This window comes from Kosakonia radicincitans DSM 16656, assembly GCF_000280495.2.
In the GTDB taxonomy this organism is placed as follows: domain Bacteria; phylum Pseudomonadota; class Gammaproteobacteria; order Enterobacterales; family Enterobacteriaceae; genus Kosakonia; species Kosakonia radicincitans.
The window spans coordinates 3168391-3182958 of record NZ_CP018016.1; the positions used below are offsets into that span (position 1 = coordinate 3168391).

Consider the following 14568-nt stretch of genomic DNA (forward strand, 5'->3'; position numbering starts at 1 on the left):
TCAACCTCTGTGGGTGTGCAGGCCGTTATGTGTCACGGCCCCGTTGTGAAAAATGTTCGTTGTTACTTCTGCACTCTCAACGCCTTCCCATTCGCAGAGCGGCGTCCAGACCTGCGCGCGGGCGATGACGCTGAACGGCTCAGCGACTGGCGGCGTGACGGTAAACCGCCCTTCTGTATCCGTGATCGCACTCTGGAAAGTGCTGATACCGGATGCGGTGTAAATCAACGTCACATCGATATCTGAAACGGTGATACCGGGATTTGCCGTCAGCGTGCCGGATACCACATCACCGGACCAGATAAGCACCAGTTGCAGCCCGGCATAAAATTTAACGCCATCACCGTGCCAGAACGGCGCGCGGAAATTGCTGTAGTGCTGGCCGAAACCGAAAGGCCTGTAAGTCAGGGTGCGGGCCTGTCTCATCCCGACGCCCTGCGGGCGGGGTATCAGATCGTAATCAGCAACGAGTTTTTGCGAACCAACATCCAGATATTCGTAAAATACCGGACGCATGGTCATATCCTGGCCATCCAGTATTCGCGCCGCCGTATTCAGGATGTAATCAGTAGCGCGTTTGATTTCATCAATCGTCGCGATGCTGTTGTTTTTAAAAATTTTTGCTTTGATCATCCGGCGGAAAAGATCATCACTCACCGCCGCAGGTGCGCATAACGGGTAAAATGTCCCGACCGGCCGTTTGGTGTACCCCGCAATGCGGCCACAAATATTGAGTTGCTCACCTTCCGCGCTGTCGATATCCAGCATGACCTGTATTTTCGCCAACTGATCCTCAATGCCGGCCTGCGCGATATCCGGCAGCGCCAGCAGCAGCGCAATCAGTTTCGGCGCGTTTTTGTACTGCCAGTAAGCCCGCGTCAACGCCTTATTACGGTGTTGCATAAGACACCTCAATCGCGTCCATCGAGAACACGGCCAACTGGTTAAAGGCGATCGGAATGATGCCGTGAGTTACATCGCCAGCGCTGCTCCCGACGGTGATCGCAGCAACGTAATCATCACTGCCAACAATTTTATTTACTGGCGTGTACAGGCGGCCCGCACCGATGGTTTCGCCGATACGAAACCCCTGCTTTGCGAATCCGTTTGTTTCAGGAAAGCCTTGCAGCGAGTAATCGATGATTGCCTGTTTGATTTCATCATCGTTGACGCCGGACAGCGAATCAGAGACGATTTCCACACGGACATGAGCGGATACATATTCCGGCCTGAAGAACGTCGCATTGAAGGGGTTTCCGCCTGGCGTTGTTGTATCGATGCTGATCCGGTTCGGAATCCCCGTGTTATAGCGATTCAGCCCGCAACCGGGGCTTTTTCGCACCGCCAGCGTGGACACAATCTCATCCACAGCGCCACCATCAATGAAAATCGCCATCGAATGGCCCAGCACGCCGTTTTCATCCGGGGCATCATCGACGTTTTCATAAATTCTCACCTTTTTTACGCCATCGAGATTGACCAATGCGGCATAAATATTGTCAATCTGGTTATTACCGGGTAGCGCCACGGACTCATTGCGCCGGATCCGGAACGTATCATCTGTTTCCTCGTCCGCGCCCAGCGATGCGGAATCCGGATTAGTGACGGATGTGATTCCGCCAACTGGCGTGGCAATGATCGACAGATTGTCACTGTTGGCCCCCACCGCACCGGCAGTGGCACACGTCACGCTTACCGTCGCAATTCCGGCGTTACTGGTCGGGATCGTCGTATCGGTGGCCCACAGCGTCCCCGTTATGCGGTTACGCACCAGCGTACCTGCGGGGATCTCCACAAGCGGCGTGCCAGTGAACACCACCGTAGCCGTGGAGAACGTGGCGTCCTGCCGCGTAATACCCGCGAATGCCGCAATGCGATCGAGTTGCTGACCAACCGCTGAATTCGGGTCAGCAGAGTGATAGGCGTTAATAACAGCTTCATCAAGATTTGCCAGCGTTTCGCACCATGCCGCAATAATCAATCCATCAGGTGATTCCGGGTTGATATTCCAGCCATCATCAATATCCAGATAGCGCTGACGCATTACGGTGAGATACGCATTCAGCGTCTGAGCCACCGCGCCGTCTTTGGTGATCTCCGCCATCAGATGATCTCCTCGTTGAAGAATAATTCGAATTGCTCGTTATTGACGTCCACCAGTGAGGCGAAAACAGTTATTTTTCTGGTTTTCTGATCGATATCGAATTCAAACTGAGATATGCCGATAACGCCTGGCGCGGTCAGGATACGTTGTTTGATACTGGCAGCAGCGATATCTGCCTGTGTTTTGCCGAGGATGTTCTGAAACCATGGGGTACCCTCCGTTAAATCAAGAAAATACTCCCTGAGGAACAAACGCAGACGGCGGATAATGCCCTGCCGCGTTGCCTCTTTCCCGACCGCGAAGTGGTCGCCATGTGTGACAATATCGCCATCCACAAAATTTCGGATCACGGATCAGACTCCATAAAAAACCCCGGCAAATGCCAGGGCGTGAAGTTGTAATGAGATGGGTTCACTGTGGGCCATTGGTGTTACTTCCGCCTTTCTCAACACCGCCATGAATGTGGTCGCTTCCGATGTTGATACCGTTGTGTGTTAGCCCACTCGCGGTGAGTTCCAGCGTTTGCCCGCCACACGTCAGCACAATGCCGCCGTCGGTCAGATGGAGGCAAACCGAACCATCGCGATTGCTTATGCCGATCCCGCAGGACGGCAATCCAGGAATGGCCGTTTTTGCTGAGCGGTAGCCGGGCGAGAAAAACGCGTCACTGGCGCTGAACATCTCAGGCCCGACAGGTTGTGCCGGTCCGCCCATATCCAGCCACGCATCAACCGACCGCTGACTGAAATGGATATACCCTTCTGTGCCAGCGGGAAGTTCATGGAAAACAGCCCACTCTGGTGATCCGGAGAATCTGACAGGTACGTTAACCAGCAGTGGCAGGGTTTCGAGCGTTCCATCGGGCATCTGGCGCTGAATGCCGCACTCAACCTGCGCACGTTGCGTGTCAGCGTTAAAGGCAATGACATGACCGGGCATACCGATCATAAGGTCGCTGATAATACTCATCCCGGCAGACTGGACAGCGCTGAATAGCGGATTGGTATTTTTCACTGGGCGGTGCTCCATAAGCATCGTAATGTCGTTCGCCAGTCATCACCCCAGAGATCCCCCTGATGCGTGGTGGACAGTACGCGAAACGAGCCCGTGCGGCGCTGAATATTCGCCATGTCATTCAGACCCGTGTTGTACATGCCGCTGTAGTTAATGGTCCAGAAATCAGAGCGAATTTTGATCAGGTCCCCGGGCTGTATGATGTGATTCATCCGAACATCCACTTCCAGTTCTTTTTGATACCAGCGCGGCGCGCCCTCCATGCCGTTATCGACATTGATTTCATACGTCGTCGGACGCGTAGCTCCATCGCGGATGATCACCGTCCGGTTTTCAGATAATAACCAGTCATAGCGCCACGCCGATTTCATTCTGTCGAGGAACGCGCGGCTGGAGGTGTAGGCCATTGTGTAACCGTGGTTGAAAACCGGCAAATCGGAAAAATCGCCTATCGTCTGCACCGGCTTCCCGAATGAACGCGCCACATCCTGAAGAATCTCGATGGCGCGCGCTTTCTCCCCCCAGGTTTTACCTGTGGACGCTTCAGTCCACATCACTGACCAGCAGTTGAGCCGTAAATAGACGCTAACGCCGTCCCGCCCTACTTCGACGCTGTTTATTTGCCCGGTATAAATTTCACCTGAAGATTCATCGTACCCGGCAGACAGGCGCACAGTTCCATAACGGAGGCGCTTTTTATCCCAGCGCTGTATGAGCTGCCGGTATTCACTGGAGACGCCATAAATCATGATCATGGCTGTCGCCACGCTGTCCTGCGGCATGTTGGTAATGAGGAACCGAACCTGCGTGGGCGGGTCGCAAATCAGCTTATTACCTTCCGCTGACGTAATTTCCAGATGATATGCGCGTCCAAATAATTCAGTCATTGGGGTACCAGTTCAGGTTATTTGTTACGCCCAGATTGGCGATCGTTGGCGTTTCACCCTCAAGCACGATCTTGCCGATAGTGCTGTTCAGACCTGCCAGCAGGTTCACTCCGACATGCAGACCACGCCCCAGAGCAATCGGCTCATTGCTGGCATTCCGGATATCCACAACGAAATAACCGTACCGCGTCAGCCAGCGGATATTGAACTGAAGCAACGTATCGTTGAGCGTTGAGGTAAAAGAAAAATCGGCCAGGCCTGCCGTCAGGGGGATGGTTTTCATTGCGGTGTCACCTCGCCCAAATGCACGTTCGCCTGCCCCTGGGTGGCCGCTGTGTCACCCGCAGGCAGCCTGCTGTTTATCGTCGCCGGGCTGTCGTTACGGTTTTTTATCAACAGCGCGCGCAATTCGACGACGATTTCCTGCCCGCCCTCGTTTTCCTTGCTTTTCTGCACGCGTGTGTTGGTGATGATCATGTCATCGTAAGATGAACTGACGCCGACAATCGTTAATATGCTGTTGTAGCGCTGTAAGCGTCGAAGATTAACCAAAGCCTCTTCTGAGCGCTGACGTCCGGAAACGGCAAAAGCCAGCCCTGCGGAGGCTGCAATCCCGGCCAGTGCGGCCGCGCCACCACCTAACAGCGAGCTGACGGCGCCAGTCGCCACGCCCGCCCCAATCCCGGCCAGGCCGGACAGATCACCAGCCTGATCCATCAATGCCTTAACCGAGTTATCGGAGATCGCCACCGTCATCGTGACCGTCATCGGTCGCGTTACGGCGTTGTCATTTGCCGTCTGGCCATTTTCCAGCGGATACTCACTAACGTCAGTCCGTAGTTCGCTGGTCTCCTCCAGTATTGCGTCAAAAAAAATCCCGCCTATTTCCGGGCGGGACTTAGTGAACACTCCGACGATTGACATGATCACCCTCTGTTTTTATTGAATGAACGCTCCAGCGTGTTCGCAGCCTCAACAACCACCTCTTCAGCAACATGTCTTACCTGTTTTTCATCCAGCCCCAGACCAGAAATATTAAACTCGTTTCGCTGGGTAACCTGCGTGGGCTGCGACGACTCAGAGCGGCTGACTGACGGGTTATAGGGCGCCTGACTGCGGCGCTGGACATAATCCGGCATGTAGTAATTTTCCATTTCCTCCTGGCTGCGTTTGGGCTGAGCATAGGGCGATGACGGCAGCGACGCCCAGACACCGCCGAGATGGTTTGTCGCTGTCATAAAGTCACCACTGAGGACATTATCCAGTTGCCCCGCCCGCTGGATAAGCCACAGGGCCGCCATATCCTGGCTTCGTGGTGAAAAGTCGGTGAGACCCAGCGCCTGTGCTGCCTCATCCCATGATGTTTGCGTGAACTGATAACGCCCGGCTGCCGACGTCTGATTCATTGTTCCGTCTGTCTGCCGGAATGGTTTCAATACTCGTGGATGGTCAGACAGATCACCGAACTGTTCACCACCAAACATCGTGTTATAGCCACCACCAGGAAGGGCCGCGGTTCCCTCAGCGCGCGAAATTGCATCCAGATAGGCGCGGGCGTTTGGGTTATCGATCGCGCTATGAAGATCACCGCCTTTTTTTTGCCTTAAATACGCCTCATAAGGAGTGACGCCTCCACCATCAGAGCGCCCCCGGTTAAGTGCAGGGTTACTCATGGCGCGGGCATCCTTCTCATCAACAAAGGCGTTTCCGGGGGTGAGCGCAGCAGCAGCGCCAACCGTAAATGGATTGAGAAGAAATCTGGATAACCACCCGGCCCCAGAGCCGGAAGATGAGCCACCACCAACACCAAGCAGGCGTCCACCGATTTTCAAAGCGCCAGCGGCACCCGCAACACCACCCGCAGTAATAAGGGCCTGCGAAACACCGGGGTTTTCTTTAATAAAACTATTGATGACATCAAGAACTGAATTAACGATCGGCAACAATTTACTGCCCATTGAGTAAGCGAGCACCTCAAAATTGCGGCTTAAATCCGCCATTTCATCGTTAAATATTTGAGAGTTTTTTAATAACTGAGCATCAATTTTATACGGGTTTGCGTCGGATTTTGCCTGAGAATCACTGAGGAATTTTGGCCCCATCTCCAGCAGACGAGTGATCGGTGAGTCACGCCCCAGTCCTGCACCTTCCTGCAAAAATGCTCGTTGATCGCGATTCATCTTCTGATAAGCATCGGACAGATACTGTAACCCCTGATCCGGGGCCATATTCGCGAATTCGCCAGGGTTAAACGCACCGTTCCAGTACGCCTTATCATTCAGTTCCCCGAACCGGGCTTTGCGCTGTAAATCGGGGATCATTTTAGCGATATCGTGCGCAGCATCAGGAGAAAGATTAAGCCGTCGCATAGCCATCTCCAGCCCCTGAATCTGGCGGATCGTAAAACCGGTATTATTGCTGAGGCGCTGCATTTCCAGTGCAGAATTAGCAACACCACTGGTGAGCGCTTTCATGCCCATCCCTACACCAGCAATGGCGGCAAGCTGAAGCATTCCATCGGTGACGCTTTTTATAGCGGTGGCACCTTTCTCGAAAGATTTTGCATCAGTTTCAAGGCCAAGCGAGACCAACAGGGAATCAATGGTTCCAGCGTTTTCCGCCATTACTGTTCTCCTGGTACAAAAAAACCCGCAAAAAGAAGCGAGTACGAGTTAAAAATGGGGCTCACATAAGATAATAATAAGTAAATAAGGTTTCACCTTGACAGTTAAGACTTATTTTCTTATTATTCTCTTATACCAAGACGGTATGGCTCTTTAAAAACTGAGGGGTTATGGTTCAGGTTAGTTGGTCAAAACGGGCGCTAAAACAACTCGCAGCGATTGACACCAGATACCGTAAACGCATCAAGGACAAAGTGGGCGAACTGACCGACTTTCCCGATGTGACACTGGATCTGAAAAAACTCGAATCATCTGGCAAGCAGTACAGGTTAAGGGTTGGCGATTACCGCATTATCTTTGAGTTAATCGACGGCACACCACGAGTTTGCGAGATACTCGAAGTCAAACGCAGAACATCAACAACATACTGAGGCGGGGTTATCCCGCCTGAATCCCTGAGTTAAAGAGATTTCGCCAACCGAAATTAAATGTTGGAGTGACATATGAGCATACAGGTAATACACGACAGAAACGGTAACCCCGAGTACGCCGTGATCCCATACGAACTCTATCAGCGCCTGATTAAAAACTCTGAGGATGACTCCCTTTATGAGAGCATTCCGTACAGCGCGGCTGACGATGATGACGTCACCATTCCTCATGAAGTGGTTAGCATCCATATCGATCAGGACGTGAGTATTCAGGCGGCGTGGAGAATCTTCCGTGGGCTGTCCCAACGAGAAGTTGCCGATTCCCTCGGCATCACTCAGGCAGCGGTTTCACAACTCGAATCACCGGACACCAGACCACAGAAACGCACCAGAAATAAACTGGCCGAACTGTATGGTTGCAAACCGGAACAGTTGATTCTGTAACACATAGCCCGGAGCGCCGGGCTATCTCGTCTCTCATTGTCTCTCAAACTGTTCAATCAGATCATCAAGCACATCGTGCATGGCCTGCACATCGTCTATCGCATACGTTCCGTCGATCATATCCGACCATTTCGCCAGAGGCGGGCAGACATCACCCGCCCCCACACATGGACGCCACAGAAACCAGTCTTTGACGGTTACGGAATGATCGGCGTTGCCCCTGCGCCGTTTTCGCTCTGTTCGCTGAGCTGCCAGAAAGGGCCGACATTCTCCTTCAGCGCGCTGCCAAGCAGCAGCAGGAAGTTATGCGCGGCATCCTGAAAGAGGTTTTCAGCTACCGGCACACCATCAGAATCGCGAACAATCTTTCCTTTCACGATACACAGTTCTTTCAGCCGCGCTGTTTTCACACCGTCCAGAGAAGCCATGGCGACGGTAATGCCCATCGGGGTCACTCCTTCCCCCAATAGCGGCAGCAGGCCAGCCTGCGCGGAAATCTGCAACATTTCCACCTGGTCTTTTGCCGATGCGGTCACGCCACTGTACGTCGCGCCATCGATTTCAATTTCAATTCTGCGCCCCATCAGGTTTCCTCACTGTCTGCAAATTCAAAAATAAACTGCTCGTCACTGACGCTGGTTTTACCACCGCGCCCCATTGAGCCGCGGTTCACCAGAACGCCATCAAACCCCATGACGGTTTCTGCCGTGCCCGTCTGGAAAAACGTAAAGGAGGCATCCACACCCGTTTTTGCCACTGCCAGAATCTGGCGAACCTGATCACAACCGGGGATCAGGTTAATGGTGAGGCGCTTCGGGCGCGTCTGGCTGTCCAGGCGTACCGACGTTTTACCGATACCGCGTTTCAGGGTAGCGCGCGGCTCCAGATCCTCAATCGTGATCGGTGGGTCTGTGTCGCCGAAATCGTCAATCGGAATACCGAACACGGTTAAATTGGCACCGTCAGCGCCATACCGTTTCATTGTCATAATGTATTACTCCACGGTGATATTGATTTCAGCCACGTGCCCGGCGCGCGACAGAATGACCATCAGGGAAGTGGGCGGATAGAGGCGCTGTTTGCGCTGGCTGGATGTCAGGCTGAGGACATCTTCAGGGGAGGACCGCAGCACAAAACCAAACTGCGCTGTTTTCGTCTGACCATCATCGGGATCGACGTAAGACCCCGTACCCAGCACACCGTTATCATAAAAACGTTTGCAGGTGGCCGTGATGGAAGACAGCAATCCGGCATAGTCGCGCGGCGTCAGCGCACGTTTTGAACCAGCGTTTGCGATGTAGTTATAGCCATCCACCTGAATATGGTTTTTCAGCACATCCAGATTGATCACATCGTCGATAAACTCGCCATAAGACGACATCGATTTGCTGTTAATTACGCGGCTGTTGTCGGTTTCGCCCGCCAGTTCGATTTGTGTAAAAATCACCGCATTTTTCGCTTTCAGCGCGTTATAGGCACTGGTCGTGAGATCGTCACCGCTGATACCAGGCAATACCTGATACTCGCCCGTGATGGCAGTATTGTCGCCCGTCGGACGGAACTTGTGGAACGCCGCAGCCAGTTGCACCATCGCGTAGGCCTGAGAGGCGTCAGCGGTCACTGAGGATGCTGATTTGTACCCGGCGAACATATGGCGGTTGCCTTTGGCTTTCAGGGTGGAAATCACATCATCCGTGGTGTTCTGGTCGATGATGTTGTCATCGCTGAACGTGAACCATAACGGATGGCTGGCAGCATCAGACCAGTCGGACAAATCCGGTAACATGGCCGCCGTCACGTCTGCGTTTTTGAAAAAGTAATGGTAGCGCCAGAGTCGATCGTTCGCGCTGTTAATGATTTCCAGCAGCGTGTCGGTTTCGTTTTTCATCCATACCGTAATGGTCGGCGGTTTAGGCACGTTGGCGAAATAGCGGGTGGCAATGCGGTAAATGTCGCTGTCGGTTTTGAAATCCGCCGCCACGTCTGTTACAGAGTCGTAATCGCGAAAAGTATCAGCCGCAAACGCCACCCCCTGAACCAGATCGGCAGCATCAGCAAAAACGAGTGCGCTCGAAAAATCTGCATACCCCAGGCCAGCCGGATTCAACAGCAGGTTGATGGGGATAATATTATCGACTGAATAAGCCATAGGGAGGTTTACCCCTCATTGATAAATTGAATATTGAACCCTGCTGCGCGCAGCAGCTCGTAAGAAAGGGTGTGTTCGATAAACAGATGGATATCTGCCTGCCAGCGCGGCTGGATCCCCGCCTGTAATATTCCGGTGAGATTCCTGCACGCGCTGACGTAACGCCACGCAATATCATTGCGGTACAGGAATTCACTCACTGGCTGGCGAAAATTGGCGTTATGCAATCGCAGAATGGCTGTATCCGCCCCTTCATTGAGGATGTTTACCGACAACATAAATTCCATTGAAGTGACTATCGTTTCGCGCAGATCCTGCCACTGCCCCAGCGATGTATCGGCTTCCTCCGTTGCCGGAATGAGATCTCGTCGCCGCTGCGACCAGCCGTATGCACGGATCGGGATGGGTTTGTAGGTGGCATAAAGCCCGGCTGGCGCATCGCGGCCCTGGTCAGCCAGAATGACGGTATCCACACCCGACGCCAGCGCCACCAGTTCCTGAAATACGGTATACAGCTCGTCGATGCGCTCCATCAGCCCGTCCCCCGGTATCGTTCCACCACCGCACGGCAGAAATTTCGCCACGGGCGATTGTCACAGGACATCACACGCCACTGGCGCATCACCAGCCCGTCGCTGAACTCGAGCAAATCGGCAAATTTTCCGTTATCGTCCGGCCAGAGATAATTCACGCCGTCGTTGATATGAATGGCCCGCGCATCCTGTGGATTCGCCGTGCCGCCCATGCCAATCAGCATCTGCATGTCTTTCCACTTCGCAGGCTGAATGTTAACGCGCGTCAGTTCGACGGTTTCACCCGGCGAATCCGCCCATCGCCCGCCGGGTCCGGTGTAACCCCCTGCACCGGCGCGGATTATTCGTACGCCACCGGGAACGGGAGAATTGAATGTCGAATCGATATGGCCGTTCATATCCAGACCATTTCCAAACATCGTTAATCCTCCACGACATGGGTGATAGCCTGCCGCAATGTGCCGGTGTCAATGAGTGGCGTAGCAGATCCCTTGCGGGCGATAGTTGACGGTGCGTTTGCTGGCTCAATACCGGCACTGATTGCGTCCTGGCAATACCCCGCCGCCCGGGCACCAATCTGGTCGAGCATCTGGAATGCCGTAATTTCTCCGCGGGCAACCTTTCCTGAGAGGGCACGGAAGCCCTTTTTGATGTTGTCCTGATTCTGGCGCAAAGGGACACGCAGGAAAGAGCGTTCGGGGATGAGGCCGTTTGCGGAGCCGAATTCCTGCACCGCACCAATGACCACCAACGGCGCGCCATCTTCGTAGTTACCGGAGCCAGCGGGTAATCCCACCAGCACCCGGCGTTTTGCCGTCAGTCGGTCCTGAATCTGCTTCAGCTTCCGGGCGATTTTGTTGCCGCCATGCACTTCTGCATTGATTTTCATATCATCAATCCCCCGGTACCCGCACGGCGGCGCAGGCGCATAAATTCCACGCCGTACGCTGTCAGCGGCAAATCGCCGTTGATGGTCAAATCATCCATCGTCACCGACGGCACAGCGAACGACGTGGATTCATCACCTACAGACTTGCCAGAAATGGCATAAGCGGCACCAACGTCTCCCGCGGCAGAACGTTTACGCATCACCAGTCTGTGGGCCGCAAACGCGAACATGCCGCGCTTTTTGATGCTGACCACCCGGCCATCCGGATAAATGCCCCAGCGCTTGCCGGTTTCTGCATCGCCTTCTGCCAGCGCGGTAATCACCCCAGAATCCGGCCACAACGCCACGTCGCCGAATTCGGGGTAATACGCCCGGAAATCAGTCACAATTTGCGTAATGATCTCCATCGTTACCCCCATAAAGCAAAACCCCGTCACCAGGACGGGGTTTATTCGGTTTCAGCAGTACTGCCGGAGGTATCCGGCTGTTGCGCCAGCGCCTCGTCGATGGCCTTTTGCAGTGTCTCTGCTTTAGCCGCCGAAGGTGCCTTTTTGCCCAGCACCTCTTCGTACCGGGTGCGCAACGCGGCGATATCCACTGCCGTTTCACCGGCATTCTGTTGCGCCAGCGTCTCGTCGCTCTCGTCATGCTCCGCACGCAACAATTTGGCCTTAACGAACAGGTGATCGCGGAAATCACCCGCCACCAGAGCAGAATGGCCGCGCTGGATGGTGATGCGCTTGCCAGTCACCCCATCAGTGACGGTCAACGGCGCAGTATGAAGATTAAACAGTTCAGCCATCGTTACACCCCATCCACGTAATGAGCAGCTTTCGGAATACGCCATTCCGTCCCACCGGTACGCAGCAGCGCCGGTACCTTGAAGTTGATGTTATCCGCCGTGGCCGGAGCCAGGAAACGCAGCGGCATCACATCGTGTCCTTTGACTACACGGAGGTCTTTTTTATAGACCATCATGCGATCGGTTCCACCTGCGCCCGCGCCTTTCAGCAGAATGTCGTCTTCAAATTCCATATCGCGGAAATTCTGGCGCAGGAATTCGAGCAGGGTAACGTTGCTGGCGTTTGCAGTTGAAAGCAGGGTTCGCTGGAGCAACTGGAACTGCTCTGACGGGATCACAAATCCGTTTGGTCGATGAACGGTCAGCGTATTTTCCAGATAGACCTGGTTATAAGCGTTACCAAAGAAATCGATAATCGGCTGCGCGCCATAGGTTGGAATTGCGGCAACCAGTGCGGCCAGGGTGGACGATGCCGACTCCACGCCAACATTAGGACTTTTATAAAGCCCCTCTCCCACACCCTTATCGCCCAGAAGATAGATTTTGTTCAGCCCCTGCTCAACGACATCACGTACTGCCTGCCCGCGTTCGGCGTCCAGGTTAACGTTGTTCAGCATGGCAAAGCCGATCTCTTCCAGAGAATAGGTGTAACCCAGTGCTGCGGTCGTGATTTCTTTGAAGCCCTGGGACATCGCAATATCAACGGTCGGCACATCGGTGCTGTTCGGACCAAGCACCTGCAATTCACCGCGGGCATCAATCGCGCGGAACACCACCATTTTTGCCCAGTCCGGCGCGCTGTTATCCAGCGGCAGCAACGTGCCATATTTGAACTGGGGATACTCCAGCCGGTAGATCTCCGCTTCGACATACGCGGCCTGCTGGATCAGGAACGACAGCGCCGCGACCGGTGACACGTCGAAAACAGCAGCGTCAGAAAATTTTCGCTTCATTATTAACCTCTTTATTAATTGCCAGCGGAAGGAGCAGCAAGAACGCCATCAACACGGATTTCACCAACTTCACCGGCAACCACATCATCAACCCAGCGGACAAAATTGAGTGTCACCCCCGCAGCGGACCCGGCGGATAAACGCCCCAGGTTGTCACCGGTCTCAGTGATAACGATCACCGCATCACCCGCGTTAGCCCCATCCACGCAAAGCGCGAACATGGGGCCACGATGCAAAATGGAAGCGACATGGCTCACCGGATAACCCGTTGCATAGGCATCCGGATTTGTTGGTGAGCTGTTGCTGAATTCAGCCAGTGAGCGGACGGAAAACCCGATAATGTCCTCAGCCGTTGTGGCGGCTGTCACCGGCGCGCAGGAGCGGGCAGCGGTACCGCGGATCACTGCACGGCCAAACGGAACCAGCGCAGACTCAACAACCCGCGATACCACTTCAACCACGTCAGTGGTGGAAATCTGCCCCTCGTACGCCTTGCCGCGATAAAGCGTGAAATTGTTCTGAGCAATAGCCATTATTTGGCCTCCTGTTTGCCGTAGCGTTTATCGAGCCAGGACTGACGGACGCTGTCACGGGTCGCCTGCGCCCCGGAGGTTTTCGCGCCCCGCATATCGCGGCTGAAATTAAAGAGCGAGTCATCGGAGCGCTGTTTGCTGTCCGGATCGTCCTCTTCATCGTCGTCATCGTTTTCTTTGCGCTCTTCTTCCGCATCGAAATAAGCCGTGACATACGCATCAGGTGCTTTGTCCCACGATTCGTATTTGCGGCACTTGATACCCGCGGCATCCAGCGCAGCACGTTTGATTTTCAGAGGGTCGGTTGCATCGCAGGTAAAACCGGTACCCGCTACCTTCACGGCTGAGTCGCGTACCGCCAGCAAATCCGCCACGCGTTTAGAAATCGAATCTTCGGAAGTTTTCTCTTTCAGTTCCTCGATCTCTTCGTCTTTGGCGTCAGACTGGGCCTTCTCTTTTTCCAGCTCTTCCTCTGCCGAATCCTTCTCAGCTTCGGCCTTCTCTTTTTCTTCCTCCGCGTCTTTCACGCGTTTTTTCAGGTTGTCGATGGTGGTCTGGATCAACTGCTGAGTTGCCTCATCAGCCACTTCCACCCGAACGCCTGAATCCAGAACAACTTTAAATGGCATGGGCTTTGCTCCCGTTGGTTTATGGTCGAACAATCGCGCCAGATGCCCGGCCCTGGCCTGGTCACACAGTGCGATGTGGTTGATAGTGATGTCCCGTTGAATGAACTCGTACGGGGTGCCATCCGGCGCCGTGCCGGGGGTCTGGTCATACTCGGAGGTATAACCGGCTGACAGTTCCGCTTTACCGCGGTCGATGGCATCGATCGCGGCCTGGTCTTTGATCAGCAGATCTACGACGACGAAATCGCCATCCTGGCGGCCCGGCGAAATCGCATGGCCGGCAGTCACCTCTTTAAACGTCCCGGAGTCTACGAGGTCATCGGGGTGATCAATGGTGACGTCTTTGTTGTCGTAGCTCGCCAGGCTCTGAGGTTTAAAAACCTCTTCTGGCGGACGATAAACATTAACGATCTGACCGGGTGGCCTGTCTGTTAACCCCAGCTCGGCGGCCAGATACTGCTGAATACCGGAACGGGCAACGCGCCCGGGGACTTTGAGATAGCCCTCAGGTGTGATTTCGCGCTGGGATGTGACGGGGAAGGCCACGCGGTCACGGACTGTGATCCGCATGCGTGT

21 protein-coding genes are annotated in these 14568 nt (G+C 54.2%); 2 read left to right on the plus strand and 19 right to left on the minus strand.

Annotated features, from left to right (window positions below):
- From Y71_RS15135 to Y71_RS15170, 8 genes are all read right to left on the minus strand, one after another.
- A complete protein-coding gene (locus Y71_RS15135; RefSeq protein WP_007374717.1) occupies positions 1-903 on the minus strand; it encodes a baseplate wedge 1 family protein in 903 nt (300 codons plus the stop codon).
- Positions 890-2104, minus strand: coding sequence for a baseplate J/gp47 family protein (locus Y71_RS15140; RefSeq protein WP_007374716.1), 1215 nt, complete (start codon positions 2102-2104; stop codon positions 890-892). The genes Y71_RS15135 and Y71_RS15140 overlap by 14 nt, the downstream gene beginning before the upstream one ends.
- Entirely contained in the window at positions 2104-2454 is a 351-nt protein-coding gene (locus tag Y71_RS15145) for a contractile injection system sheath initiator (RefSeq protein WP_007374715.1), read from the minus strand. Before Y71_RS15145 ends, Y71_RS15140 begins: the two co-directional genes overlap by 1 nt.
- Before the next feature lie 61 nt (positions 2455-2515).
- Positions 2516-3118, minus strand: a complete 603-nt coding sequence (locus Y71_RS15150) for a Gp138 family membrane-puncturing spike protein (RefSeq protein ID WP_007374714.1) — start codon at positions 3116-3118, stop codon at positions 2516-2518.
- Positions 3115-4005: a phage protein gene (locus tag Y71_RS15155; protein ID WP_007374713.1), complete on the minus strand. Its 891-nt coding sequence runs from the start codon at positions 4003-4005 to the stop codon at positions 3115-3117. The genes Y71_RS15150 and Y71_RS15155 overlap by 4 nt, the downstream gene beginning before the upstream one ends.
- Positions 3998-4288, minus strand: coding sequence for a phage baseplate plug family protein (locus tag Y71_RS15160; protein WP_007374712.1), 291 nt, complete (start codon positions 4286-4288; stop codon positions 3998-4000). Before Y71_RS15160 ends, Y71_RS15155 begins: the two co-directional genes overlap by 8 nt.
- A complete protein-coding gene (locus Y71_RS15165) occupies positions 4285-4929 on the minus strand; it encodes a phage baseplate protein (protein WP_007374711.1) in 645 nt (214 codons plus the stop codon). Before Y71_RS15165 ends, Y71_RS15160 begins: the two co-directional genes overlap by 4 nt.
- Positions 4930-4931: 2 nt before the next feature.
- A complete protein-coding gene (locus Y71_RS15170; RefSeq protein ID WP_007374710.1) occupies positions 4932-6629 on the minus strand; it encodes a glycoside hydrolase family 24 protein in 1698 nt (565 codons plus the stop codon).
- A gap of 170 nt (positions 6630-6799) precedes the next feature.
- Between Y71_RS15170 and Y71_RS15175 the strand changes: the two genes are divergently transcribed.
- Together Y71_RS15175 and Y71_RS15180 are read left to right on the plus strand one after the other, a co-directional pair.
- On the plus strand, positions 6800-7060 hold the full coding sequence (locus tag Y71_RS15175; RefSeq protein WP_007374709.1) for a type II toxin-antitoxin system RelE family toxin: 261 nt from the start codon (positions 6800-6802) through the stop codon (positions 7058-7060).
- A gap of 72 nt (positions 7061-7132) precedes the next feature.
- Positions 7133-7504 (plus strand): helix-turn-helix domain-containing protein, encoded by a 372-nt coding sequence (locus tag Y71_RS15180; RefSeq protein WP_035943390.1) that lies wholly within the window; start codon positions 7133-7135, stop codon positions 7502-7504.
- Between the two features lie 197 nt (positions 7505-7701).
- Here Y71_RS15180 and Y71_RS15185 read toward each other — a convergent pair whose 3' ends face one another.
- The 11 genes from Y71_RS15185 to Y71_RS15235 are packed head-to-tail and all read right to left on the minus strand — an operon-like array spanning position 7702 to position 14562.
- The gene (locus tag Y71_RS15185) at positions 7702-8088 is read right to left on the minus strand and encodes a hypothetical protein (RefSeq protein ID WP_007374706.1); all 387 of its coding nucleotides are present in this window, start codon (positions 8086-8088) and stop codon (positions 7702-7704) included.
- Positions 8088-8492 (minus strand): hypothetical protein, encoded by a 405-nt coding sequence (locus Y71_RS15190; protein WP_007374705.1) that lies wholly within the window; start codon positions 8490-8492, stop codon positions 8088-8090. Before Y71_RS15190 ends, Y71_RS15185 begins: the two co-directional genes overlap by 1 nt.
- A gap of 6 nt (positions 8493-8498) precedes the next feature.
- Entirely contained in the window at positions 8499-9653 is a 1155-nt protein-coding gene (locus Y71_RS15195; RefSeq protein ID WP_007374704.1) for a DUF3383 family protein, read from the minus strand.
- Between the two features lie 8 nt (positions 9654-9661).
- The gene (locus tag Y71_RS15200) at positions 9662-10186 is read right to left on the minus strand and encodes a phage neck terminator protein (protein ID WP_007374703.1); all 525 of its coding nucleotides are present in this window, start codon (positions 10184-10186) and stop codon (positions 9662-9664) included.
- Positions 10186-10605, minus strand: a complete 420-nt coding sequence (locus Y71_RS15205) for a hypothetical protein (RefSeq protein ID WP_007374702.1) — start codon at positions 10603-10605, stop codon at positions 10186-10188. The genes Y71_RS15200 and Y71_RS15205 overlap by 1 nt, the downstream gene beginning before the upstream one ends.
- A 2-nt stretch (positions 10606-10607) precedes the next feature.
- On the minus strand, positions 10608-11075 hold the full coding sequence (locus tag Y71_RS15210; protein WP_007374701.1) for a hypothetical protein: 468 nt from the start codon (positions 11073-11075) through the stop codon (positions 10608-10610).
- A complete protein-coding gene (locus Y71_RS15215) occupies positions 11072-11482 on the minus strand; it encodes a DUF4054 domain-containing protein (RefSeq protein ID WP_035943388.1) in 411 nt (136 codons plus the stop codon). Before Y71_RS15215 ends, Y71_RS15210 begins: the two co-directional genes overlap by 4 nt.
- A gap of 41 nt (positions 11483-11523) precedes the next feature.
- A complete protein-coding gene (locus tag Y71_RS15220) occupies positions 11524-11877 on the minus strand; it encodes a hypothetical protein (protein ID WP_007374699.1) in 354 nt (117 codons plus the stop codon).
- Between the two features lie 2 nt (positions 11878-11879).
- Positions 11880-12830, minus strand: coding sequence for a DUF2184 domain-containing protein (locus Y71_RS15225; RefSeq protein WP_007374698.1), 951 nt, complete (start codon positions 12828-12830; stop codon positions 11880-11882).
- Between the two features lie 14 nt (positions 12831-12844).
- Positions 12845-13363 (minus strand): structural cement protein Gp24, encoded by a 519-nt coding sequence (locus tag Y71_RS15230; protein WP_007374697.1) that lies wholly within the window; start codon positions 13361-13363, stop codon positions 12845-12847.
- On the minus strand, positions 13363-14562 hold the full coding sequence (locus tag Y71_RS15235) for a DUF2213 domain-containing protein (protein WP_007374696.1): 1200 nt from the start codon (positions 14560-14562) through the stop codon (positions 13363-13365). Before Y71_RS15235 ends, Y71_RS15230 begins: the two co-directional genes overlap by 1 nt.
- Positions 14563-14568: the final 6 nt, after the last annotated feature.